Below are 22,481 nucleotides of genomic sequence, written 5' to 3' on the forward strand. Positions count from 1 at the left end.
CGGGACGGGCTCAGTCCCGGCCGGCCGGCCCGAACCGGGCGCGCAGACCCGTGCGTTCGTCGGCCGCGACCGAGGCGGCGCCGTCCGTGACCGTCTCGTACACCGCGAGGATGTCCGCGCCGACCGTCGACCAGTCGAAGCGCCGGACATGGGCGCTGCCGCGCTCGCGCAGCTGGGCCCGCCGCTCCGGGTCGCCCAGCAGCCGCACCGCCGCGGCGGCCAGCGCCTGCGCGTTCTCGTTGGCGAACAGCTCGCCCGCCGAGCCCTGGTCCAGGACCTGCGCGAAGGCGTCCAGATCGCTGGCGAGGACCGGGGCGCCCGCCGACATCGCCTCGACCAGGATGATCCCGAAGCTCTCGCCCCCGGTGTTGGGCGCCACGTACACATCGACGCTGCGCAGCAGCCGCGCCTTGTCCTCGTCGCTGACCATCCCCAGGAACTCGACGCGTGAGCGCATCGGTTCGGGCAGCGAGGCGACGGCCTCCTCCTCGTCGCCCCGGCCGGCCACGAGCAGCCGGGTCTCCGGGCGGGCGGCCAGGATCGCGGGCAGCGCGCGCATCAGGACGGGCAGGCCCTTGCGGGGCTCGTCGATGCGTCCGATGAAGCCGATCGTGCCGCCCTGCCACTCGGGCCGGGGCTCGGCGCCGGCGAAGAACCTGACGTCCACACCGTTGGGGATGACCACGGCGTCGCCGCCCAGGTGCTCGACCAGGGTCCGGCGGGCGTACTCGCTGACCGCGATCCGCGCGCTGATCTTCTCCAGGGCGGGTTGCAGGATCGGGTACGCGGCGATCATCGCCCGGGACCTCGGGTTGGACGTGTGGAACGTGGCGACGATCGGCCCCTGAGCCGCCCAGCACGTCAGCAGCCCGAGCGACGGCGAGGTCGGCTCGTGGATGTGGATGACGTCGAAGGTGCCCTCGTGCAGCCAGCGCCGCACCCGCGCCGCCGACAGGAAGCCGAAGTTCAGCCGGGCCACCGAGCCGTTGTACGGGACGGGCACGGCCCGGCCGGCGGACACCACGTACGGCGGCAGCGGCGTCTCGTCGTCGGCGGGCGCCAGTACGGACACCTGGTGGCCGAGCCGGATCAGGTGCTCGGCCAGGTCACGGATGTGGAACTGCACACCGCCCGGTACGTCCCAGGAGTACGGGCAGACGATGCCGATCTTCACTGCTGGTCTCCGCCCTGCTGGTCTTCGCGGGGTTCCAGGTCGGCGAGCCAGAGCCGTTGCAGCATGTGCCAGTCCTCCGGGTGCTCGGCGATGCCCACGGCGAACGCGTCGGCCAGGGCCTGTGTCATCACGGACGTCTTCCCGGCCCGGTCACCTGACTCCGGCACCCCGACCGGCGGATGGATCCGCGCCTTCATCACCGGCGTGTCGTCGTACGAGAGGGTCACCGGCAACAGCAGCGCCCCGGTCTGCTGGGCCAGCAGCGCCGGGCCGGCGGGCATCCGGGCCGTGTCGCCGAAGAACGACACCTCCACGCCCGAGGACGACAGATCGCGGTCGGCGACCAGGCAGACCAGGCCGCCTGCCCGCAGCCGGCGCGCCAGCGTCCCGAAGGCGGCCCCGCCGTTGTGCGGCAGCACCTCCATGCCCAGCCCCTCGCGGTAGGCGACGAACCGGTCGTACAGCGATTCGGGCTTCAGCCGCTCGGCGACCGTCGTGAACGGCACCTTCAGGTCCGTGGTGACCCAGGCCCCCGCCAGGTCCCAGTTCCCCAGGTGCGGCAGGGCGAGGATGACGCCCTGCCCGGCGTCGAGCCCTTCCGTCAGCCGGTGCGCGTCCGTCACGTCGATGGACGCCTTGATCCGCTCCGGGCTCCAGGTGGGCAGCCGGAACGACTCCATCCAGTAGCGCATGTACGAGCGCATCCCGGCCCGCGACAGGGCGGCGAGCCGGTCCGGGCCGGCGTCCGGCACGACCCGGGCCAGGTTGGCCTCCAGCCGCAGCACGCTCTTGCCACGCCGCTTCCAGACCTGGTCGGCGAGGGTGCGGAACAGGGCTCGGGCGGCCGGTTCGGGGAGCGTCTTGACCGCGGACCAGCCCAGCCCGTACAGCGCGTCGCTCAGCCGCTCGCCCGGACCGGGCCTCGCCCGCGGACCGGGCTTCGCCTCCCCGCCGGCGCCGCTCACCGCGCGGCCGCGTCGGCCTCGGCGGACTCGCGGCGCACGGTGACGACCCGCTGCACCAGCGTCACGAGGCTGCCGGCCGCCACGATCCACAGCGCGATCGGCAGCAGCACCTGGATGCCCGGCACACCGAACTTGTGCAGACCCGCGAGACCGGCGGCCACCAGCGAGATCACCAGGCGCTCGGCACGCTCCACGAGCCCGTTGACCGCCACCGGCAGCCCGATCGACTCACCGCGCGCCTTCGTGTACGAGACCACCTGACCGCTCGCCAGGCAGAAGATCGCGACCGCGCACAGGACGTTGTCGTCGCCGCTGCCCGCGTACCAGAGGGCGAAGCCCGCGAAGATCGCCCCGTCGGCCACCCGGTCGAGCGTGGAGTCGAGGAACGCCCCCCACCGGCTGGAGATACCGGCCTGGCGCGCCATGTTCCCGTCGACGAGGTCGGAGAACACGAAGATCGTGATGACGATGGTGCCCCAGAAGAACTCCCCCATCGGGAAGAAGACCAGCGCACCGGCCATCACCCCGGCCGTCCCGATCAGGGTGACCGCGTCGGGGCTCACGCCGAGGCGGAGGAGCAGTGCGGCGAACGGCGTGAGGACACGCGTGAAAAAGGCACGCGCGTACTTGTTCAGCATGGCCTTCCCGAGGGGTCGGTGGGCCGCGTGGCCCCGTCGGCCACCGGCTGGAGGGTGCTGAAGGTCCTGGCCGGATCAGGGAGCGGCGTCCGGTGCGGGCGGCTGCGAGTCGCCGGAGCGCCTCCATGGCGGAACCATTGAGGCGATTCGGTAACGCGCAGACGTGCGTCCCGGGCGCCGCGGGCCCGGCCGGGGCCTTCAGCACCCTCCGCGCCCATCGTAGTCACGCCCGGGGCCCCGCACCGTCCGGGCACCCCGGACCCCGGCGCCCCGGGCCCGGCGCGCGAGATATGGACGCGGCCGTGAGGGAGTGCAAAGCTCGAACTACCGCGGGCGTCGCCGCAGCCGCCGCGGCGGCTCTCCCGTGCCCGTGCGCCAGTCGACGGAAGGCACGAACCATGGGCGACAAGGCACACGCACACACCGGGGCCGCCGGAGGAACACCGGCGGCCGGCCACCCCCGCACCCTGCGCAACGTGGTGCTGGTCGGCCACAGCGGATCCGGCAAGACCACCCTCGTCGAGGCGCTCGCGCAGACCGCGGGCGCCGTCAGCCGGCCCGGCCGGGTCGAGGACGGCACCACGGTGTCCGACCACGAGGAGATCGAGCACCGCCGGAACCGGTCCGTACAGCTCTCCCTGGTCCCCGTGGAGTGGGGCGGGTGCAGGATCAACCTGCTGGACACCCCCGGTTACGCCGACTTCGTCGGGGAGCTCAGGGCCGGGCTGCGGGCGGCGGACGCGGCCCTCTTCGTCGTCTCGGCGGCCCAGGAGGCCGAGACCGTGGCGGGCACCACCCGTGCCGTGTGGGAGGAGTGCGCCGCGGTCGGCATGCCCCGCGCCATCGTGGTCACCCATCTCGACACCGCGCGCACCCCCTTCGACGCGATGACCCGGATCTGCGGCGACCTCTTCGGCGCCGACGACCCCGACGCCGTACTGCCCCTCCACCTGCCGGTGTTCGGCCCCGAGGCCGCCGACGGGCACGCCCCGCTGACCGGACTTGCCGGCCTGCTCTCCCAGCGGGTCTTCGACCACTCGGGCGGCGAACGGACCGAACTCCCGCCGGCCGGGGACCAGCAGGCACCACTGGCCGAGGCCCGCGCCCGGCTGATCGAGGGGATCATCGCCGAGAGCGAGGACGAGACCTTGATGGACCGCTACCTCGGCGGCGAGAGCCTCGACATCAAGACACTCACCGACGACCTCGAACGTGCCGTGGCACGCGGCACCTTCCACCCCGTCCTGGCCGCCGCACCGGCCGCCGACGGCGCCCGCCTGGGCATCGGCACCGTCGAACTCCTGGACCTGATCACCGGCGGCTTCCCGACCCCGCTCGAACACCCGCTGCCCGCCGTCACCACCCCGGACGGCGCCCCGCTCCCCGCCCTCGACTGCGACCCGCTGGGCCCCCTGGTCGCCGAGGTCGTCAAGACGTCCTCCGACCCGTACGCCGGGCGCCTCTCGCTCGTCCGGGTCTTCTCGGGCACCCTGCGACCCGACGACACCGTGCACGTCCACGGGCACGGGCTCGACGACCCCGGGCGCGAGGACCGGCCCTGCCACGAGGCGCGCACCCGCGTCGGCGCCCTGACCTCGCCCTTCGGGAAACAGCAGCGCCCCATCGACGCGTGCGTCGCCGGGGACCTCGCCCGGGTCGCCCGCCTGGAGTCCGCCGAGACCGGCGACACCCTTTCCGCCACCGCCCAACCGCTCCTGATGGAGCCCTGGACCATGCCGGACCCGCTGCTGCCGGTGGCCGTCCGGGCACACAGCAAGGCCGACGAGGACAAGCTCTCGCACAGCCTGGCCCGCCTCGTCGCCGAGGACCCGGCCATGCGCCTCGAACAGAACCGGGACACCGGCCAGCTCGTCCTGTGGTGCCTCGGCGAAGCCCACCTCGACGTCGCCCTCGACCGGCTGCGCGACCACTACGGCGTACAGGTCGACACGGTCGCGCACCGCGTCGCGCTGCGCGAGACGTTCGCCGGGCCGGCGAGCGGGCTCGGCCGCCACGTCAAGCAGTCCGGCGGCCACGGCCAGTACGCGGTCTGCGAGATCGACGTCGAACCGCTGCCGGCCGGCTCCGGCATCACGTTCGTCGACCGGGTCGTCGGCGGATCGGTGCCCCGCCAGTTCATCGCGTCCGTCGAGAAGGGCGTCCGCGCCCAGGCCGCCCGGGGTGTCGCGGCCGGCCACCCCCTGGTCGACATTCGGGTCGTCCTGCGCGACGGCAAGGCGCACTCCGTGGACTCCTCCGACGGCGCCTTCCAGACGGCCGGCGCCCTGGCCCTGCGCGAGGCCGCGACCGACGCGCGCGTCCGGTTCCTGGAACCCGTCGCCGAGGTCCGCGTCCTCATACCCGACGACTACGTCGGCCCGGTCATGAGCGACCTCTCGGGCCGCCGCGGCCGGGTCACCGGCACCGAGCAGTCGGGCTCCGGCCGCACCCTCGTACGCGCCGACGTGCCCGAACTGGAGATCGACCGGTACGCGGTCGACCTGCGCTCGCTGACCCACGGAACCGGCCGGTTCAGCCGCTCGTACGCCCGCCACGAACCCATGCCCGCCCAGCTCGCCGACCGCGTCCGCGCCCAGGACGGGTGAGCCGGAACACGCCGCCGCGCCACCCGTTGTCCACAGGGCCGGACGGCGTACGTATCCGGACGATACGCTGGGACCCCAGCTCAGAAAGTGTGCCGGGCACGGCAGTTGGGAAACAGCCGCAGGAGCGGTTCCTCGGTGGTGAGTGGGGGCGACAGTGGCCAGCAACGGATTCGATTTCTCTCCCGGAGCGCAGATTCCGCTCCAGGGGTCGGCAGGCGCGGCGGTGGCGACCAATGCCCTCGCCTCCGCCGCGTACCGCGACAGCCCGGTGGAGGACATCCTCAAAGCCAACAGCGAGTGGCACAAGTCCGAGGTGAAGGCGGGCCGTTCCACCTTCCTCAAGTCGGACTACTTCAAGCCCAACCTCGGTGAGGCCTTCTCCCGCGCCGTCCAGGAACGCATGCTGGGCGGGGCGCGCGGCGCCCTCATCCAGTCCTTCGGGAGTGACCCGCAGACCGTCGTGGAGCACTGCCTGTCCGCGTCCCGCCTGCGCAAGGCCCGCGACACCAAACTCACGGCCATCACCGCCCTGTTCGGGTTCGTGTTCCTGCCCGGCATGCTGCTGTGGGTCATCGTCTTCCGGCTGCGCGACGGCCTGGCCAAGACCACGGACAAGTCCCTGACCGCCCTCGGCAACAGCCTGCTGCCGATCTTCGGCATCGGGCTCGTCTTCCTCATGGTCAAGCTGCCGGTGACCGGAATCCTGGGGCTGTATCTGCGCGCGATGGTCGTCGCCCCGGTCATCGGCTGGTACCTCGCCAAACGGATCGCGGAGAAGTCGGCCCAGGACCTGCGCGCCCGCTGGGAGGGCCTGCTCTCCGGGGGCGGCATCACCGCCAAGATCCCCGAAGCGGTCCCCAAGAACCCCAGCGAGACGTCCCGCGAGGCGCTGCGCCAGGGCCTGGAGAAGCTCTCCGCCGAGCAGCAGTCCAACTCCGTGTTCTACGCCGGCCCCAAGGGCATCCTCGGCATGGGCACCCGCTGGGGCAGCTGGCAGCTCGCCGAGGACCTCGTCTCCAAGGACCCGGGCAAGGAATTCCACCAGTTCCGCAGCTGGGACCTGATCCGCGTCATCCACGACCAGCTCAAGATGCTGGAGCGCGGCCCGCTGAACACCGGCGGATTCCCCACCCCCTCGGTCACCCACTGGATCGTCTCGCCCGTCGGTGAGAACGCCGGCTCCGTCACCCGCCCCGAGGGCGAGGACGTCGCCACCTTCCAGATCAAGCCCCACGAGATACAGCGGATCTGCAACCACCAGCAGTTCGGCGGCGGAAACCGGCACTACCTCGGCGTGCAGTTCACCCTCTGGGACGGCCAGCTCGTCATCACCATGATGATCACCGTCACCGTCCTCTTCGAGACCCTGCGCATCGAGGTCACCGGGCATGCCCTCGGCCCCGTCCACTCCCTCTTCACCAGCAAGCCGTCCGCCAAGACCAAGACGGTCAACAAGACCGTCAGGTTCTGGGAGACCCGCGACATCACCCTGGCCCTGGTCGACGCCCACGAGGTGACCCGCCTTGCCCTGCGCGCCCCGTTCACCTGGTATCCGCCGCTCCTGGACTACCTCGGCGGCAAGATCGCCCTCCCCGAGCCCTTCGGCCTCCGGCACGCCTGGGCGGAGAAGCCGTGGCGCCACCGCTTCATGGCCGACGACGCGATGCGCGCCGCCACCCCCGTCCTGCGCGTCGTGCACAACGCCGCCGTGAAGGTCCTGGAAGAGAACGGCGTCGACACCGAACGCTTCACCAACCGCTCCTCGGTCCTGAGCGGCGCCGTCCAGGACCCCACCCCCCGCAAGGCCGACCTGTACGACGCGTAGCCGAGCGGCCCACGCGTGTGGGGCGCCCCGGACAGCTCCGGAGCGCCCCACACGGTGATTCCTGGGATCAGGCGGCGGCCGGCCAGGCGTCGGCCAGCATCTTCCGCGTGTCCGCCAGCAGCTGCGGCAGCACCCGGGTGTGCCCGACCACCGGCATGAAGTTGGCGTCGCCACCCCACCGGGGCACCAGGTGCTGATGCAGGTGCGCGGCGATCCCGGCCCCCGCCACCGCGCCCTGGTTCATGCCGATGTTGAAACCGTGCGCCCCCGAAGCGGCCCGCAGCGCGGTCATCGCCCGCTTGGTGAAATCGGCCAGCTCCAGGGTCTCCGGACCGTCCAGCTCGGTGTAGTCCGCGACGTGCCGGTAGGGCACCACCATCAGGTGCCCGCCGTTGTACGGATACAGATTCAGCACGGCGTAGACCTTCTCACCGCGCGCCACGAGGAGCCCGTCCTCGTCCGACAGCGCCGGAATGCCACAGAACGGACAGCCGTCCCCGGCCTCCGGGCCGGTCGGCTTGTTCTCGCCCTGGATGTACGCCATCCGGTGGGGCGTCCACAGGCGCTGGAACGCGTCGGGCGTCCCCACTCCGATCTGCTGCTCCGGCTCACTCGTCATGCCGATCAGCATATTGCTTCACCTGTGCGGAGCGTGTCGCCGGGGCCGATCGCGTTCACGCACCGCGATGCTGGGCCCATGAGCGCGCGCACCCCGGCCCCGCCCCCTCCCGCTCTCACCCGCTGGGAGCACCGGACCGAGGTCCCTCTCCTCGCCGCCTCACTCGTCTTCCTGGCCGGCTACGCGTTCCGCGTCCTCGCCCCGCACGACGCACAGCCCTGGCACGACATCTCCCTCGTCCTCGTCGGCGCCACCTGGCTGCTCTTCGTCCTCGACTACGCGGTCCGCCTCCGGCTCAGCCGCCTCGGCCCCCGCTTCGCCCGCGTCCACTGGCTCGACACGCTGGTGCTCGTCCTGCCGCTGCTGCGCCCGCTGCGCATGGTCCATGTCTACACGGCCGTCCAGGAACGGCACGACCAGCCCCGGCTGGGCCTGTACGCGCGGGTGATCTCGTACGCGGGGATGACGGCCGTGCTCCTCGGCTTCTCGGCCGCGCTCAGCGTGTACCACTGGGAGCACGACGCCCCGGGCGCCTCGATCCGGACGTTCGGGGACGCGGTCTGGTGGGCGTGCGCGACGCTGACGACGGTGGGGTACGGGGACGCCGTGCCGGTCACGCCGGGCGGCCGGGTCATCGCGGCGGGCCTGATGGTGGGCGGCCTCGGGCTGCTGGGGGCGGTGACGGGCGCGTTCTCGTCGTGGCTGATCCAGGTGTTCCGGAAGGAGGACGAGAAGGGGCCCCCGGGGAGCGGATAGCTCGGCCGGGGGCCCATTCCCGCTCGCGCGGGGAGCAGGTCACACCTGAACGCGACGCTCCACCACGTCAACGAGCTTGGCGATCGCTTCCTCACGGGCGATGCCGTTCTCCTGCGAACCGTCGCGGTACCGGAACGACACCGTGCCCGCGTTCATGTCGTCGTCGCCGACGATGATCATGAAAGGCACCTTGGCGCGCTGATGATTGCGGATCTTCTTCTGCATCCGGTCCGACGACGCGTCCACGTCGACGCGCAGGCCCTTCTTACGGGCCTCCGCCGCGAACTCCTGGAGGTACGGGATGTGGGTGTCGCCGATGGGGATGCCGACCGCCTGGACCGGGGCCAGCCACACCGGGAACGCACCCGCGTAGTGCTCAAGCAGCACCGCGAAGAAGCGCTCGATGGAGCCGAACAGCGCGCGGTGGATCATGACCGGGCGCTGCTTGGAGCCGTCCGGACCGGTGTACTCCAGGTCGAACCGCTCCGGCAGGTTGAAGTCGAGCTGAATGGTCGACATCTGCCAGGTCCGCCCGATGGCGTCCCGCGCCTGCACCGAGATCTTCGGGCCGTAGAACGCGGCGCCGCCCGGGTCCGGGACCAGGGGCAGGCCCTGCTTCTCGGCGACCTGGCGCAGCGTCTCGGTGGCCTCTTCCCAGGTCTCGTCCGACCCGACGAACTTGGTCTCGTCCTTGGTGGAGAGCTCCAGGTAGAAGTCGGTGAGCCCGTAGTCGCGGAGCAGGTTCAGGACGAAGGTGAGCGTCCGGTCCAGCTCCTCCGCCATCTGCTCACGGGTGCAGTAGATGTGCGCGTCGTCCTGCGTGAAGCCGCGCGAGCGGGTCAGGCCGTGCACGACGCCCGACTTCTCGTACCGGTACACCGTGCCGAACTCGAAGAGGCGCAGGGGCAGTTCACGGTAGGAGCGGCCGCGCGCGTCGAAGATCAGGTTGTGCATCGGGCAGTTCATCGGCTTGAGGTAGTAGTCCACCCCGTCGTCGAGCTGCATGGGGGGGTACATGCCGTCGGCGTACCAGTCCAGGTGGCCTGACTTCTCGAAGAGCTTGCCCTTGGTGGCGTGCGGAGAGTAGACGAACTCGTAGCCCTCCTCCTCGTGGCGGCGGCGCGAGTAGTCCTCCATGGCCCGGCGGATGATGCCGCCCTTGGGGTGGAAGACGGCGAGGCCGGGGCCGATCTCGTCGGGGAACGAGAAGAGGTCCAGTTCGGCGCCCAGGCGGCGGTGGTCGCGCTTGGCGGCCTCCTCCAGGAAGGTCAGGTGCGCCTTCAGCTCGTCCTTGGTCGGCCAGGCGGTGCCGTAGATGCGCTGGAGCATCGGGTTCTTCTCGCTGCCCCGCCAGTACGCGGCGGCGTTCCGCATCAGCTTGAACGCCGGGATGAACCGGGTCGTCGGCAGGTGCGGGCCCCGGCAGAGGTCCTTCCAGCACAGCTCGCCGGTCTTCGGGTCCAGGTTGTCGTAGATGGTCAGCTCACCGCCGCCCACCTCGACGTCCGCGCCGTCGTCCGAGGAGGCGGAGCCCTTGATGCCGATGAGCTCCAGCTTGTACGGCTCGTCGGCCAGCTCCTCGCGGGCGTCCTCGTCGGAGACCACCCGGCGGGAGAACTTCTGGCCCCGCTTCTGGATCTCCTGCATCCGCTTCTCGATGGCCTTGAGGTCCTCGGGCGTGAACGGCTTCTCGACGTCGAAGTCGTAGTAGAAGCCGTCCTTGACCGGCGGGCCGATGCCGAGCTTGGCCTCAGGGTGCAGCTCCTGTACGGCCTGGGCCATGACGTGCGCGGTGGAGTGCCGCAGGATGTTGAGGCCGTCCTCGGAGGAGATCTCGACGGGCTCGACGGTCTCGCCGTCCTTGAGCTCGTGGGCGAGGTCCTTCAGCTCACCGCCGACGCGGGCGGCGACGACGGTGCGCTCGCCGGGGAAGAGCTCGGCTGCCGTAGTGCCCGTCGTCACCACGCGCTCTTCCCGCTCGGAATCGCGTTGGATGGTCACACGGACGTCTGACACCGGTCTCTCCTGACTCAGGGGGCGCACCGCATTCCTCTAGCGCGTGCAGGAGGAATCGTACCGAGCCGAGGGCCCCCATTGCGAAAGGGCCGCGTCCCGGCCGCCCCCGCCCCCGCCGCTGCCCGCGCACGCCTCCCCTGCCGGGCACGGCGCGCAGCCAGTGCGCGGGCACGTGGCGCGCTGAGCCTTCCGAGCCGTTCCGATGGGCTCCCGGGTACCGGGCAGTCAGCCTCCGGCTCCGGTACCCGTGCGGTCACCGCACAGGGGCGTCCGCGGACGGCGTATCAGGCAAGGGGTGCGGGTATCACCGGACCGGGCAGGGAAATCACTCCATCTGCCGTGCGGGAGCGAGGAGTTCGGGGATGACTCACTGGTTCGACGGGCCGCTGGCCGCTTTCGACACGGAGACGACGGGTGTGGACGTCGAGGAGGACCGGATCGTGTCGGCAGCCCTCGCCGTCCAGGACGGTGCGGGCGGCCCGGTGCGGGTCACCCGCTGGCTGGTGAATCCGGGGGTGCCGGTGCCCCCGGGAGCGACCGAGATCCACGGGCTGACCGACGGCCATCTCCAGCGCAACGGCCGGTGGCCGGCGCCCGCGGTGGACGAGATGGCCAGAGCGCTGGCCGAGCAGAGCGCGGCGGGCCGGCCGCTGGCCGTGATGAACGCGCCGTTCGACCTGACACTGCTGGACCGGGAGCTGAAGCGGCACCGCGCTTCATCGCTGGGCACCCATCTGGAGAACACCCCGCTGTGCGTACTGGACCCGCGGGTGCTGGACAAGCAGATGGACCGCTACCGCAAGGGCCGGCGCACGCTCACGGATCTGTGCGAGCTGTACGGGGTGGAGCTGGACGGGGCACACGACGCGGCGGCGGACGCCGTGGCGGCGCTGGAGCTGGTCCGGGCGGTGGGGCGCCGGTTCGCGCCCCGGCTGGAGCGGCTGACCGCGGCGGAACTGCACACGCTCCAGGCGGTGTGGCATGCCGCCCAGGCGCGGGGACTTCAGGCCTGGTTCATCAGGAGCGGGACGCCGGAGACGGTGGACCCGGCCTGGCCGCTGCGCCCGGAGCTGCGCACTGCCGCGTGACGGCCGGACACGCGAAGGCCGGTCCGTCGATGGTGCTGACGGACCGGCCTCTCCCGGGGTGGGCGATACTGGGTTCGAACCAGTGACCTCTTCGGTGTGAACGAAGCGCTCTCCCACTGAGCTAATCGCCCGGGAACGGGTTGAACCATACAGGGCTCGGCGGCTGTGGTTCAAACCGCTTGCGGCGCATTGGCGGGCGCCCGGCGGCGAACGGCGGGGCGCACGTACTCAGTCGGGTATCTGAGTACGCGCGCGCATGTCCGCCGGAGTGGCGCGCAGCACACTCGCGTCCATGGAACATGTGCCGCCACCCGCCGAGGAATTGGTGCTCCTCGACCGTGAACTGGTCCGGCTGGACGCCCGCCGGTCCCAGCTGCTGACGCGTCGCACCTGGCTGCTGAGTGTGCTGGCGGCCAACGGCCCGGCCCAGGCCCCCGGACCCGCCCCGTGGGGTCCGCCGCCGGCCAGGGGCCCGGTCGCGCCCTGGGGTCCGGCCCCGGCCCACTCGGCTCCGGCTTTCGGTCCGCCGTCTCCCGCCGCCCGCGCGCACGGCGCGCAGAACGTGCTGCTCGTGCTCGGCGGCCTGCTGCTGACGGTCGCCGCGCTCGCGTTCACCCTGGTGAGCTGGGGGGACATGGGGATCGGTGGTCGCAGCGCGGTGCTGACCGCGGTGACGGCCGGGGCGCTGATCGCGCCGGCGGCGCTGCTGCGCCGGGGGCTGTCCTCGACGGCCGAGGCGCTCGCGGCGCTGGCCTCGGTACTGATGGTGCTCGACGCGTACGCGGTGTACGAGGTGGCGGTGCCGGACGCGGACGGGGCCGGTTACGCGGCGACCGCCTCGGCGGTGCTGGCGGTGCTGTGGGCGGCCTACGGTCTGCTCCTGGACCGGCTGCGGCTGCCGCTGCCCCTGGCGGTGTGCGCCGCGCAGCTGCCGCTGGTCCTGTGGGCGTGGGCCGGGGGCGCGGGGGCGCTGTGGTTCGCCGGGGCGCTGCTGGTGACGGCGGCGCTGGACGGCGTGCTCGCCCTGCGGCTCACGCGGGCTTCGGTACGGGTTCCGGCGTGCGTCGGTCTGTGTGTGACGGGTGGGACCGGGCTGCTGGTGGCTCTGGTGGAGTCGCTGACGGCGGGCGGGCCCGCGGGGGCGGTGGCGCCGGGGGCGCTGCTGCTGGCCGGTGCGGGTCTGGCGCTGGCCGGGGCCCATCGGGCTCCCGGGCCGTTCGCGGTGGCCGGTGGGGCGGTGGCCGGTCTGGCGGCCGTGGCGGCTGTGGGCGGGGTCGCTGCCGCCGGGGTGCCGGACGGCTGGCCGGTGCTGGTGTACCTGCTGTGCGGCGGGGCGCTGCTCGCCGGTGTGCGGGCCCCGCTGGGGCGGGCGGCGGCCCGGGGGCTGGTGCGGGCGTCCGGGGCGGTGACGGCGGGTGCGGTGCTGATCTCGCTGCCGGCGGTGATGGTGGTGGCGACGGGTCCGGTGACGCGGCTGGGCGGTGTGTGGTCCGGCCTGCCCGACAGCGCCCGGGGCGCGGTGGGCGCGGAGGACTTGCCGTGGCGGGAGATGGCCGCCGCCCCTGTGGTGCTGCTGCTGGTGGCCGTGGCGCTCGGTGCGGCGTACCGGTGGTGGGAGGGCGTGGTGCGGTGGGCCGGGCCCGCCGCCGGTGCCCGGCCAGCGTGGCGGGATGCGGCGGGTGCGGCGGCGGTGGCGCTGGCCTGGTCGGGGCTCACGGTGCTGCCGGCCGCGCTGGACCTGTCCTTCGCGGCGGCTCTCGCGGGGCAGCTGGTGCTGGTGGTGGCGGCGTTCGCCGTCGCGGTGGGCGGGCTGCGGGGCGGGGCGCCGGCTGTGGCGCTGACGGCCGGGGTGACCGGGTCGGCGGGTGCGGCCGGGGCGGGGCTGCTGTCGCTGGCGACGGAGTCGGCCACGTACACGGCGTTCGGTCTGCTGGTGGCGGTGTTCACGGCCGTCGCGGTCGCCCTGGAGCCGGCCGGGGCGCGGGCCTCCGCGCCGGTCGCGGTGCGGGCGGCGTCGGCGTGCGCGGCCGTGGTGTGTGCGGCGGTGCCGGCGGCCGCGCTGGGAGCTTCGCTGGGCCTCGCGGTGCACGAGAGCGCTCCGCTGCTGCTGGCCGTCCCCGCGGTCACGGCCCTGCTCGGCGCCCGGCTCAAGCGGCATCCCGTCGCGCTCCCGGTCGAGCTGACCGGTGCGGCGGTGGGCGCGGTGGCCGTGGCCATGGCGCTGGGCGACGCGCGGTCCTTGGCCCTGGTGCTGGCGCTGTGCGCGGTGGTGGCCTCGGGGACGGCGCTGCGCCCGGAGCGGCGCCCGCTCGCCGGGTACCTGGCGACGGGGCTGTTCGTGCTGGCGGCCTGGGTACGGCTCTCGGTGTCGGGGGTGTCCGCCCCGGAGGCGTACACCCTGCCGGTGACGGTTCCGGCGCTCGTGATCGGGGTGCTGCGCCGGCGCGGCGACGCTTCGGTGTCGTCGTGGACGGCGTACGGGGCGGGGCTGGCGGTGACGCTGGTGCCGTCGCTCTTCGCGGCATGGGGGGACCCGGACTGGCCCCGGCCGCTGCTGCTGGGGGCGGCGGCCCTGGTGATCACGCTGCTGGGCGCGCGGCTGCGGCTCCAGGCGCTGCTGGTGCTGGGCGGCGCGGTGCTGGCGCTGGACGCGCTGCACGAGCTGGCGCCGTACGTGGTGCAGGTGGCGGGCGCGCTGCCGCGGTGGGTGGCGCCGGCGCTGGCCGGGGTGCTGCTGCTGGCGGTGGGGGCGACGTACGAGAAGCGGCTGCGCGATGCCCGGCGGCTGAGGGACGCGCTGGGGCGGATGCGGTGAGGTGACCTCGGGAACGCCGAAGGCCCGGAAGCTCTGGAAGCTTCCGGGCCTTCGGTCCGGGTGGGCGATACTGGGTTCGAACCAGTGACCTCTTCGGTGTGAACGAAGCGCTCTCCCGCTGAGCTAATCGCCCGGACGCACGGCAAACATTACCCCATGTCAGCGGCGCCCTTCGACCATCACCGGGTCACTCGTGGATCTTCCACGGCATGACGATCCCGAACTTCCACACGTAGATCCCGACCAGCACCGCGATGATCACGAGGCCCGTCACCGTGAGGATGATGTTGCGCCGCCGGACCTTGGGATCGAGCGCCCGCTGGGCGGCCTCGGTGACCTTGCGCCGGGTCCAGCGCAGCACCAGCTGGGCCCAGACGAACTCGGTCGCCCAGATCGCCATGCCACCGAAGATCACCAGCCAGCCGGGGCCCGGCAGCGGCAGCATGATGATGCCGGCCACCACCACGGCCAGGCCGACCACGAAGACGCCGACCTGCCAGCTCAGGTGCAGCGCTCTGGACGCCTTGATGAAGCCGGGCGCCCTGGACCCGAGCGCCGGGTCCTCCTTGGTCACTCCCGGGATGACGTCCCCCGTCGCATCGCGGGGTGCTTCCCCCGCCGCGGGAGCCGGTTGCGCCGTCGCACCGCCCGGGTCCCGCTCGTCACTCTCCGCGTTCATGGCGTCAACCTACCGGACCGCCTTCCGTCACTGGAATGGCCGCATGACTCAAAGTTACACACCGCTGTACGAGCTATCTGAAGGATCGCAAAACGGTCAGAGGGGTTTACAACGCCACCGTAGGTGGCATGTCGATTTCGCCGACGTGCGAATCCCCGAGCGCACACTGAGCGAAAGGCCCTGGCGCTTATGAACACCACGGTCAGCTGCGAGCTGCACCTGCGCCTCGTTGTGTCGAGCGAGTCCTCACTGCCTGTACCCGCGGGCCTGCGGTATGACACGGCCGATCCCTATGCCGTGCACGCCACCTTCCACACCGGAGCGGAGGAGACGGTCGAGTGGGTTTTCGCCCGTGACCTCCTTGCCGAGGGGCTGCACCGGCCCACCGGCACCGGAGACGTCCGCGTCTGGCCATCCCGTAGTCACGGCCAGGGCGTCGTCTGTATCGCGCTGAGCTCCCCAGAGGGCGAAGCACTGCTCGAAGCCCCGGCAAGGGCCCTGGAGTCGTTCCTGAAGAGGACCGACGCCGCGGTTCCGCCGGGTACCGAACACCGTCACTTCGACCTCGATACGGAGCTCTCACACATCCTGGCCGAGAGCTGAGCCAGGCCGAGAGCTGCACGACGCCGTCCGACTCGGGGAGACGGCGTCGCGCGGACAACCTCATACGGCGGACACCGGCGCCGGTGATCACGGAATCCACCGTGGTGACCGGCGTCGGTGCGCGTCGTGGGGCCCGGTGACCCCGCACGGGCCCCGTACTCCCCCGTACTCCCCGGTCCGCACCGGCCGAGCCAGTAGAGTCGGGCGGCATCGGCGGGCGCCCGCCCGCCGGAGGCCAGGGAGCGAAAGCGTGCTGATCCCCCACGACACCCGGATCGCCCTCGACGTAGTGGTCGATCTGGTGAACACCGCGCCGGAGAGCGAGCCGGAAGGGGACGGGGCACCGGCCGACGGGCTCGGCGACATCGCGGCGCTCCACACGTTCGCCGCGCGCCACCGGGTGAGCGGGGTCGGCGAGCTGGACGAGAAGGACCTGCGGGCCGTGCACGACGTACGCGCCCGCTTCGCCCAGGTCTTCGCCGCATCCGACGCCCGGACCGCGGCCGCCCTCGTGAACGCCCTGGTGGCTGCCGCGGGCACCACGCCGCAGCTCAGCGACCACGACGGCTACGACTGGCATGTGCACTACTTCTCGCCGGACGCCTCGCTCGCCGACCACCTGGCCGCGGACTGCGGTATGGCCCTCGCCTTCATCATCGTGGCGGGCGAGACGGAGCGGCTGCGGCGGTGCGAGGCGCCGGACTGCCGGCACGCGTTCGTCGATCTCTCGCGCAACCGATCCCGCCGCTACTGCTCCAGCCGCACCTGCGGTAACCGCCTGCACGTGGCCGCGTACCGGGCGCGCCGCAGGGAAGCGGCCGGCTGACGGCTCACAGCACGAAGAGATCGTGCAACGCGGCCATCAGCAGCAGGCTGCCGATGACCGTGAGGAAGATCATCAGAGGGGGCTGGGAAAGCGCGAAGAGGCAGCCGCGCGGCTCTTCGCCAGGGGGTGCGGGGGCATCGCCCCGAGAGGTGTCCACCATTTCGGGACGATCATGACGCAGTCCGGGGCATGCCGCGTACCAACATGCCTCTTCATGACGGGAGTTCACTCGTCATGGGGGCGGTCGTAATCGCTCCGGCGTCCGATCACCCAACATATTTTCGGGACTCTTCCCCCACTCCCCCACTCCCCCGCTCCCCCTGCCCGAGCCGCCGGATCAGGCCAGATCGCGCAGCTTCCGCAGCTGTGCCTGGCGGTGGACCGCGGCGCCGCCCTCGTGGCCGTTCCAGGGGTAGACCTCGATCTCCTTGGGCCCCGCCCAGTGGTTGTAGGCGGCGAAGACCGTGGAGGGCGGGCAGATGGGGTCCATCAGGGCGACCGAGTAGAGCGCGGGCACGGTGGCGCGAGCGGCGAAGCTGACGCCGTCGAAGTACGACAGGGTCCTGAACACCTGCTCCTGGGCGCCGTGTTGGGTGGCCAGGAAGCGGACGATCTCCTGGTAGGGGTCCTTGTCGGTGATCTCGACGGCCCGCCGGTAGTGCGTCAGGAACGGTACGTCGACGAACGCGGCCTTGACGTGCGGGCTGAGGGCGGCCACCGCTTGGGCGATGCCGCCGCCCTGGCTGGCGCCGTTGACGACGATGCGGGCGGGGTCGACGGACGGGTGGCTGCGGGCGGCCTCGACGGCGCGGACCGCGTCGGTGAAGACCCGGCGGTAGAAGTAGGTCTCGGGGTCGAGGATGCCGTTGGTCATGAATCCCGGCGACTGCGGGTTGGCGACACCGTGCGGGTCGGGGGTGGACCCGGCCGAGTGGTGGTTGACGGCGCCCTGGCCGCGGGTGTCCACGACCAGCGTGGCCCAGCCGGCGGCGGGCCACACCAGGTGGTCGAGCGGCAGTCCGCGCCCGCCGCCGTAGCCGAGGTAGTGGACGACGGTAGGCAGGGGGCCTCCGGCGCCCGCGGGCACGTTCAGCCAGGCGGATATGCGGTGCCCGCCCCAGCCGGCGAACGACACGTCGTAGGAGTCGACCGCGGCCAGCGCGGCGTCGTAGGGGGTGAACCGGGCGTCGAGCGGATGGACGGCGGCCTCGTCGAGGGAGCGCTCCCAGAACGCGTCGAAGTCCGCCGGCTCGTCGGGGTCCGGGCGGTACCCGCGCAACTGGTCCAGGGGCAAGTCGAACAGGGCCATGGCTTCTCCGTTTCGGGCAGGCGAAAGGAGCAGCACGCGCCACGCGTCCCGCCCCCTGGTGCTGAGGGCCTGAACGTATGGGTCCACAGCCCATCGGGACGTTATGCGGCCTCATGGGGCAGGGGCAAGGGATCTTGGGCGAATCGATTCAGCACGCACCGGCACCCGGTCCCACCGCGTGGTACCGCGGGACCGGGTGCCGGGCGGGACAGACGGGCCCTCCGGTGTCAGATGCCGTGCTTCTTCAGGATGGCCTCGATGTCGCTGAAGTCCTCGCCCGCTCCGGCCGAACCCGACTGCTTCTCCGGCTTGCGCCGCGGGCGCGCGGTTTCGGGCGACGATCCGGCGCCCAGCGAGGGGGCCGACGCGGCCGGGGCCACGGCCTCGCCCTGCGCGGCGCGGGCGGCCGCCTTGCGTTCCTTGCGGCTGCCACCACCCCGGCGTTCGATCGCGCGGGTGATCATGAACAGCAGCCAGGCCAGCCCCAGCACGCCGAAGCCCAGCCAGACGCTCGGCTTGAAGGCGATGTCCGACAGCCACTTCACGACACCCGTCAGCACCAGCCCGACCGGCACCAGCGAGTACGCCGCGATCCTCGTCGCGGTGAGGAACCGCTTGCGGTACGCGGTGACGGCGGCGATGCCCAGGCCCGCCGCGGACACCGCGGAACAAATGGTCTCGGCAAGCATCGTGCCTCCAGGCGCAGGGGAAACGTCCCTTCCATCCTGCACCGGCCACCGGGTGGGCGGCCATGCCCCGGGCCCACATCAGGGACATCTCAGGGGCCGGAGTCCTCCCCAGGTGCCGGGCGGCGGCCACGGCGCACGCCCTGCGAGACTGGTCCCATGAGCGATTCCTCCTCCGCGGCACCGGTCGTCCTCGACATCTGGTGCGACCTCCAGTGCCCCGACTGCCACCGCGCCCTCACCGATGTGCACGCCCTGCGGGCCCGGTACGGCGACCGGATCGAGGTCCGGCTGCGGCACTTCCCCCTGGACAAGCACCGGCACGCCTACGCCGCGGCCCAGGCCGCCGAGGAGGCCGTGGCCCAGGGCGGCGGCCGGCCCTACGCCGAGGCGCTCCTCGCCCGCACCGCCGACCTCGCGGCCGGCGGCGAGCAGCTGCTGGTCGAGGTGGCCCGGGAACTTGGTCTTGACGCCGAGGAGTTCGACACCGCGCTGATCGACGGCCGGCACATGCTGATCGTGGACGCGGACCAGGCCGAGGGCAAGGCGATCGGGGTGACGGGCACGCCGACGTACATGATCGGCGGGGAGCGTCTGGACGGCGGCAAGAGCCAGGAGGGGCTGCGCGAGCGGATCGAGGAGATCGCCGACCGGCTGCTCGCCGGGCGGGGCTGAGCCCCGGGGGGGGCTCGGTCACATCGGTTTGGCCAGGTGGAACTTGGTCGGTGCGTAGCCGAGGGTCTCGTACAGGCGCACCGCCGGAGTATTGGCCGTGACGACATGGAGGCCGATCTTCCGCTCGCCCGCCGCCAGGGCGATGCGCTCGGCCTGGAGCATCAGCGCCCGCCCGTACCCCCGCCCCCGGGCCTCCTCCCGCACCTCCACGTCGAACACGTATCCGACCCGTAGGCCGGGGTGCATCTCGAACGGCGCCACCCAGATGTGGCCCACCGTCCCGCCCTCATGGATCAGGTACTCCAGCCGCGCCCCCTCGGTGGCGAGACCGTCCGGCAGGTGCCGGGCGTAGGAGGCGCGGGCCACCTCCAGTGCCGCCTCCTGCGGGACGCGGCGGGTGACCAGGCTCTCCGCGTACGCGGCGATCGCCCCGTCCTTCCAGGCGGCGTACTCCTGCGGCCTGATCGGGCGCGCGGTGAGCCCGTCCGCCAGGGCCGGCGGCTGCTCGGGCAGCGTCTTGACCATGTGCCGGCTGTTCTCGGTGTAGCCGAGCGCGGCGGCCAGCCGTTGCCCGGCGGGGTCACCGGCGGCCACCCCCGTCCGCACCTGGGAGCAGCCCCACCCGCGCAGGATCTCCTCCGCCGCCAGCGCGGCGATGGTGCCCCTGCCCCGCCGGCGGACGGCCTCGTCGATCCTGAGGTCCTCGACCACCCCCGTGGCACCGCCCGCGCCCGGTTCGACGGCGAGCGTGACGGAGCCGACGGGGCGCCCGTTGTCGCACACGTCGTACGCGCGCCGCTGTGCGCCGTCGGCGCCTGACTGGATCGGCCCGGTCGGCCGCAGTGTCGTCGTCATCGATGCGTTTCTATCCCCTGCGCGCGGGCCCGTCACCCACTTTTACGGCCAAGGACCGGGCGGCGGGCGCCGTCGTCACGGGTCGATGCCGTCCGCGGCCCGCTCCGCGAAGACGCGCATCGCCTTGGCGGTCACCGGACCCGGCGCGCCCGGCAGCTCGCGGCCGTCGACCCGGTGGACGGCCTGGACGTCGCGCAGTGTGGAGGTCAGGAAGATCTCCTCGGCCCGGTCCAGGACGTCGAACGGGAGGTCGGTCTCCTGCGCCCCGGTCCACTCCACCGTCAGCGCCCGGGTGATCCCGGCCAGGCAGCCGGAGGCGACGGGCGGGGTGTGGAGCTGCCCGTCCAGGACGACGAAGACGTTCGACCCGGTGCCCTCGCAGAGCCGGTCGGCGGTGTTGGCGAACAGGGCCTCGGAAGCGCCGTGCTCGTGGGCGCGGGCGAGGGCGACGACGTTCTCCGCGTACGAGGTGGTCTTGAGGCCGGTGAGCGCGCCGCGTTCGTTGCGCGTCCACGGCACGGTGACGACCGCCGTGGTGTCGGGGCGGCGCTTCACGGCGCCGAGGGCGACGAAGAGGCCGGGGCCCTCGGTGCCCCGGTCGGAGCCGAGGGGCGAGACGCCGCCGGTGAAGGTGACGCGCAGCCGGCCCAGCTCCACCGGGTTGGCCTCGATGACGGCGGCGCAGGCGCGGCGCACCTCGTCGAGGTCGGGGGCGGGGAGGCCGAGGCCCTGGGCGGAGCGGGTCAGGCGGTCCAGGTGCCGGGTCAGGGCGAAGGGCCGGCCCTGGGAGACCCGGAGCGTCTCGAAGACCCCGTCGCCGACGGTGAGCCCGTGGTCGAGCACGGACAGCCGGGCGTCGTCGGCGGGGCGCAGTTCGCCGTTGACCCAGATCCTCATGGTGCGGTCCTTCCGGTCGCTTCGTAGGTGCCCGACGCTACCGCGAGCAGCCTGGACGCCTTGAGTTCGGTCTCCGCCCATTCGCGTTCCGGATCGGAGCCCCAGGTGATGCCGGCCCCGGTGCCGAAGCGCAGCAGGGGGACGGGCCCGCTGCGGTCGGTCCAGAAGGTCCGGATACCGACGGCGAGCGAGGCGGTGGCCCGGTCGGCGTCCACCCAGCCGATGCCTCCGCAGTACGGGCCGCGCGGGGCGGTCTCCAGTTCGCCGATGATCCGCAGCGCGCTGGACTTGGGGGCGCCGGTGACGGAGCCGGGCGGGAAGGCGGCGGCGAGGATCTCCGGCCAGCCGGCGCCTTCGGCGAGTCGGCCGCGCACGGTGGAGACGAGGTGGACGAGGCCGGGGTGCTTCTCGACGGCACACAGGTCGGGGACGGTGACCGAGCCGGTGGCGCAGACCCTGCCCAGATCGTTGCGGACCAGGTCGACGATCATCACGTTCTCGGCGTAGTCCTTCTCCAGCAGGTCAGCCTCGGTGCGGCCGGTGCCCTTGATGGGTCCCGACTCGACCGTGCGGCCGTCCCTGCGCAGGAACAGCTCGGGCGACGCGGTGGCGATCTCCACGCCGTGCGCCGGGAGCCGAATCGTTCCTGCGTACGGGGCGGGGTTGCCTCGCGCCAGCAGGGCGGTGAGGGCGTCCACGTCCGCCCGCGCGGGGTCGGGCAGCGGGGCGCTCAGCACGCGGCAGAGGTTGGCCTGATAGACCTCGCCGGCCGCGATGTACGAGCGGATGCGCCGCACGCCCGCCGTGTACGCGGCGCGGTCGAGCGAGGAGGTCCAGTCACCGGCCGCGGGGCCGCGCCAGGCGCCGGGCACCGGGGCGGGCACGTCCGCGGCGCGTACCGTGTCGAAGCGGGCGCAGAGCAGGGAGCCCTCGAAACCGGCACACACGGCCCAGAAGCCGGAGGAGCCGAGGGCGGCGGGATCACTGGTCACATCCCGTAGACCGGAGGCGAGGAGGCCGCCGAAGCGGGCCATGGGAGCGAGGTCGTGCACGTCGGTGAGTCTAGGTCGGCGCGCGGTGACCTGCGCCGGGGCGGTGTACCTCAGCACGCTGCACAAACGCGTTTTTGTACTGGCCCCGGAATCCGCTAGAGTTCAACACGTCGCCGGGACACGCGAGTGAACCGGAAACGACAAGCGGACGTAGCTCAGTTGGTAGAGCGCAACCTTGCCAAGGTTGAGGTCGCCAGTTCGAACCTGGTCGTCCGCTCGCAGAAGGTGGGGGATCTTCCCGAACTCCCACCCCTGGTGGAGTGGCCGAGAGGCGAGGCAACGGCCTGCAAAGCCGTCTACACGGGTTCAAATCCCGTCTCCACCTCCAAGGACGATTAGCTCAGCGGGAGAGCGCTTCCCTGACACGGAAGAGGTCACTGGTTCAATCCCAGTATCG

General features: G+C 72.4%; 20 protein-coding genes and 4 tRNA genes. 10 read left to right on the forward strand and 14 right to left on the reverse strand.

Annotated features, from left to right (window positions below):
* Positions 1-10: 10 nt before the first annotated feature.
* Genes B082_RS0108585 through pgsA form a run of 3 tightly spaced genes read right to left on the reverse strand, consistent with a single transcriptional unit; the run spans position 11 to position 2,777 of the window.
* The gene (locus tag B082_RS0108585) at positions 11-1,174 is read right to left on the reverse strand and encodes a glycosyltransferase family 4 protein (RefSeq protein WP_018551403.1); all 1,164 of its coding nucleotides are present in this window, start codon (positions 1,172-1,174) and stop codon (positions 11-13) included.
* Positions 1,171-2,139 carry a phosphatidylinositol mannoside acyltransferase gene (locus tag B082_RS0108590; protein WP_018551404.1) on the reverse strand — a complete coding sequence of 323 codons (969 nt, stop codon included), beginning with the start codon at positions 2,137-2,139 and terminating at the stop codon, positions 1,171-1,173. Before B082_RS0108590 ends, B082_RS0108585 begins: the two co-directional genes overlap by 4 nt.
* Complete coding sequence (gene pgsA, locus B082_RS0108595) at positions 2,136-2,777, reverse strand: phosphatidylinositol phosphate synthase (RefSeq protein ID WP_018551405.1); 642 nt, start codon at positions 2,775-2,777, stop codon at positions 2,136-2,138. Before pgsA ends, B082_RS0108590 begins: the two co-directional genes overlap by 4 nt.
* 398 nt (positions 2,778-3,175) lie before the next feature.
* Here pgsA and B082_RS0108600 point away from each other — a divergent pair, with 398 nt between their 5' ends.
* Together B082_RS0108600 and B082_RS0108605 are read left to right on the forward strand one after the other, a co-directional pair.
* Positions 3,176-5,383, forward strand: coding sequence for an elongation factor G-like protein EF-G2 (locus B082_RS0108600; protein ID WP_018551406.1), 2,208 nt, complete (start codon positions 3,176-3,178; stop codon positions 5,381-5,383).
* Between the two features lie 154 nt (positions 5,384-5,537).
* Complete coding sequence (locus B082_RS0108605; RefSeq protein WP_018551407.1) at positions 5,538-7,208, forward strand: hypothetical protein; 1,671 nt, start codon at positions 5,538-5,540, stop codon at positions 7,206-7,208.
* A 67-nt stretch (positions 7,209-7,275) separates the two neighbouring features.
* On the opposite strand, the gene B082_RS0108610 is transcribed toward B082_RS0108605, so the two are convergent.
* Entirely contained in the window at positions 7,276-7,839 is a 564-nt protein-coding gene (locus B082_RS0108610) for an HIT family protein (RefSeq protein WP_018551408.1), read from the reverse strand.
* Between the two features lie 66 nt (positions 7,840-7,905).
* On the opposite strand from B082_RS0108610, the gene B082_RS0108615 reads away from it, so the two are divergent.
* Entirely contained in the window at positions 7,906-8,583 is a 678-nt protein-coding gene (locus B082_RS0108615) for a potassium channel family protein (protein WP_018551409.1), read from the forward strand.
* Positions 8,584-8,622: 39 nt separating this feature from the next.
* Here the strand turns inward: B082_RS0108615 and thrS are convergent, their stop codons facing one another.
* Positions 8,623-10,599: a threonine--tRNA ligase gene (thrS, locus tag B082_RS0108620; protein WP_026249563.1), complete on the reverse strand. Its 1,977-nt coding sequence runs from the start codon at positions 10,597-10,599 to the stop codon at positions 8,623-8,625.
* A 362-nt stretch (positions 10,600-10,961) separates the two neighbouring features.
* Here thrS and B082_RS0108625 point away from each other — a divergent pair, with 362 nt between their 5' ends.
* Positions 10,962-11,687 carry a 3'-5' exonuclease gene (locus B082_RS0108625; RefSeq protein ID WP_018551411.1) on the forward strand — a complete coding sequence of 242 codons (726 nt, stop codon included), beginning with the start codon at positions 10,962-10,964 and terminating at the stop codon, positions 11,685-11,687.
* A 59-nt stretch (positions 11,688-11,746) separates the two neighbouring features.
* Here the strand turns inward: B082_RS0108625 and B082_RS0108630 are convergent.
* Positions 11,747-11,818: transfer RNA gene (locus B082_RS0108630), tRNA-Val, on the reverse strand.
* Positions 11,819-11,979: 161 nt separating this feature from the next.
* On the opposite strand from B082_RS0108630, the gene B082_RS0108635 reads away from it, so the two are divergent.
* Complete coding sequence (locus B082_RS0108635; protein ID WP_026249564.1) at positions 11,980-14,502, forward strand: SCO7613 C-terminal domain-containing membrane protein; 2,523 nt, start codon at positions 11,980-11,982, stop codon at positions 14,500-14,502.
* 61 nt (positions 14,503-14,563) lie between these two features.
* Here B082_RS0108635 and B082_RS0108640 read toward each other — a convergent pair.
* Both B082_RS0108640 and B082_RS0108645 read right to left on the reverse strand, forming a co-directional pair.
* Positions 14,564-14,635 (reverse strand) — tRNA-Val (locus B082_RS0108640).
* A 54-nt stretch (positions 14,636-14,689) separates the two neighbouring features.
* On the reverse strand, positions 14,690-15,181 hold the full coding sequence (locus B082_RS0108645; RefSeq protein WP_018551413.1) for a TIGR02611 family protein: 492 nt from the start codon (positions 15,179-15,181) through the stop codon (positions 14,690-14,692).
* A 189-nt stretch (positions 15,182-15,370) separates the two neighbouring features.
* On the opposite strand from B082_RS0108645, the gene B082_RS0108650 reads away from it, so the two are divergent.
* Entirely contained in the window at positions 15,371-15,784 is a 414-nt protein-coding gene (locus B082_RS0108650) for an SsgA family sporulation/cell division regulator (protein WP_003959770.1), read from the forward strand.
* A gap of 250 nt (positions 15,785-16,034) precedes the next feature.
* Positions 16,035-16,610 carry a CGNR zinc finger domain-containing protein gene (locus B082_RS0108655; protein WP_018551414.1) on the forward strand — a complete coding sequence of 192 codons (576 nt, stop codon included), beginning with the start codon at positions 16,035-16,037 and terminating at the stop codon, positions 16,608-16,610.
* Positions 16,611-16,614: 4 nt separating this feature from the next.
* On the opposite strand, the gene B082_RS39430 is transcribed toward B082_RS0108655, so the two are convergent.
* The 3 genes from B082_RS39430 to B082_RS0108670 all read right to left on the reverse strand — a co-directional run bounded on the left by B082_RS39430 (position 16,615) and on the right by B082_RS0108670 (position 18,608).
* On the reverse strand, positions 16,615-16,770 hold the full coding sequence (locus B082_RS39430) for a hypothetical protein (RefSeq protein ID WP_018551415.1): 156 nt from the start codon (positions 16,768-16,770) through the stop codon (positions 16,615-16,617).
* 177 nt (positions 16,771-16,947) lie between these two features.
* Complete coding sequence (locus tag B082_RS0108665) at positions 16,948-17,919, reverse strand: acetylxylan esterase (RefSeq protein ID WP_018551416.1); 972 nt, start codon at positions 17,917-17,919, stop codon at positions 16,948-16,950.
* A gap of 227 nt (positions 17,920-18,146) precedes the next feature.
* Positions 18,147-18,608, reverse strand: coding sequence for a hypothetical protein (locus B082_RS0108670; protein WP_037709711.1), 462 nt, complete (start codon positions 18,606-18,608; stop codon positions 18,147-18,149).
* A 156-nt stretch (positions 18,609-18,764) separates the two neighbouring features.
* Here B082_RS0108670 and B082_RS0108675 point away from each other — a divergent pair, with 156 nt between their 5' ends.
* A complete protein-coding gene (locus tag B082_RS0108675) occupies positions 18,765-19,280 on the forward strand; it encodes a DsbA family protein (RefSeq protein ID WP_018551418.1) in 516 nt (171 codons plus the stop codon).
* 18 nt (positions 19,281-19,298) lie between these two features.
* On the opposite strand, the gene B082_RS0108680 is transcribed toward B082_RS0108675, so the two are convergent.
* The 3 genes from B082_RS0108680 to B082_RS0108690 all read right to left on the reverse strand — a co-directional run bounded on the left by B082_RS0108680 (position 19,299) and on the right by B082_RS0108690 (position 22,066).
* The gene (locus tag B082_RS0108680; protein ID WP_018551419.1) at positions 19,299-20,135 is read right to left on the reverse strand and encodes a GNAT family N-acetyltransferase; all 837 of its coding nucleotides are present in this window, start codon (positions 20,133-20,135) and stop codon (positions 19,299-19,301) included.
* A gap of 75 nt (positions 20,136-20,210) precedes the next feature.
* The gene (locus tag B082_RS0108685; RefSeq protein ID WP_018551420.1) at positions 20,211-21,032 is read right to left on the reverse strand and encodes an aminotransferase class IV; all 822 of its coding nucleotides are present in this window, start codon (positions 21,030-21,032) and stop codon (positions 20,211-20,213) included.
* Complete coding sequence (locus B082_RS0108690) at positions 21,029-22,066, reverse strand: chorismate-binding protein (protein WP_018551421.1); 1,038 nt, start codon at positions 22,064-22,066, stop codon at positions 21,029-21,031. Before B082_RS0108690 ends, B082_RS0108685 begins: the two co-directional genes overlap by 4 nt.
* A 162-nt stretch (positions 22,067-22,228) precedes the next feature.
* On the opposite strand from B082_RS0108690, the gene B082_RS0108695 reads away from it, so the two are divergent.
* Both B082_RS0108695 and B082_RS0108700 read left to right on the forward strand, forming a co-directional pair.
* Positions 22,229-22,301 (forward strand) — tRNA-Gly (locus tag B082_RS0108695).
* Positions 22,302-22,338: 37 nt separating this feature from the next.
* Positions 22,339-22,412: transfer RNA gene (locus B082_RS0108700), tRNA-Cys, on the forward strand.
* The last annotated feature ends 69 nt before the right edge of the window (positions 22,413-22,481 follow it).

The organism is Streptomyces sp. ATexAB-D23 (genome assembly GCF_000373645.1).
GTDB lineage: Bacteria > Actinomycetota > Actinomycetes > Streptomycetales > Streptomycetaceae > Streptomyces > Streptomyces castrisilvae.

Bases quoted from the DNA above. Each gene is read 5' to 3' on its own strand.
- B082_RS0108675 (WP_018551418.1), top strand. From the start codon at position 18,765: ATGAGCGATTCCTCCTCCGCGGCACCGGTCGTCCTCGACATCTGGTGC.
- B082_RS0108645 (WP_018551413.1), bottom strand. From the start codon at position 15,181: ATGAACGCGGAGAGTGACGAGCGGGACCCGGGCGGTGCGACGGCGCAA.
- B082_RS0108685 (WP_018551420.1), bottom strand. From the start codon at position 21,032: ATGAGGATCTGGGTCAACGGCGAACTGCGCCCCGCCGACGACGCCCGG.
- B082_RS39430 (WP_018551415.1), bottom strand. From the start codon at position 16,770: ATGGTGGACACCTCTCGGGGCGATGCCCCCGCACCCCCTGGCGAAGAG.
- B082_RS0108635 (WP_026249564.1), top strand. From the start codon at position 11,980: ATGGAACATGTGCCGCCACCCGCCGAGGAATTGGTGCTCCTCGACCGT.
- B082_RS0108690 (WP_018551421.1), bottom strand. From the start codon at position 22,066: ATGGCCCGCTTCGGCGGCCTCCTCGCCTCCGGTCTACGGGATGTGACC.
- B082_RS0108670 (WP_037709711.1), bottom strand. From the start codon at position 18,608: ATGCTTGCCGAGACCATTTGTTCCGCGGTGTCCGCGGCGGGCCTGGGC.
- pgsA (WP_018551405.1), bottom strand. From the start codon at position 2,777: ATGCTGAACAAGTACGCGCGTGCCTTTTTCACGCGTGTCCTCACGCCG.
- B082_RS0108615 (WP_018551409.1), top strand. From the start codon at position 7,906: ATGAGCGCGCGCACCCCGGCCCCGCCCCCTCCCGCTCTCACCCGCTGG.
- B082_RS0108600 (WP_018551406.1), top strand. From the start codon at position 3,176: ATGGGCGACAAGGCACACGCACACACCGGGGCCGCCGGAGGAACACCG.
- B082_RS0108625 (WP_018551411.1), top strand. From the start codon at position 10,962: ATGACTCACTGGTTCGACGGGCCGCTGGCCGCTTTCGACACGGAGACG.
- B082_RS0108665 (WP_018551416.1), bottom strand. From the start codon at position 17,919: ATGGCCCTGTTCGACTTGCCCCTGGACCAGTTGCGCGGGTACCGCCCG.
- B082_RS0108610 (WP_018551408.1), bottom strand. From the start codon at position 7,839: ATGCTGATCGGCATGACGAGTGAGCCGGAGCAGCAGATCGGAGTGGGG.
- B082_RS0108680 (WP_018551419.1), bottom strand. From the start codon at position 20,135: ATGACGACGACACTGCGGCCGACCGGGCCGATCCAGTCAGGCGCCGAC.
- B082_RS0108650 (WP_003959770.1), top strand. From the start codon at position 15,371: ATGAACACCACGGTCAGCTGCGAGCTGCACCTGCGCCTCGTTGTGTCG.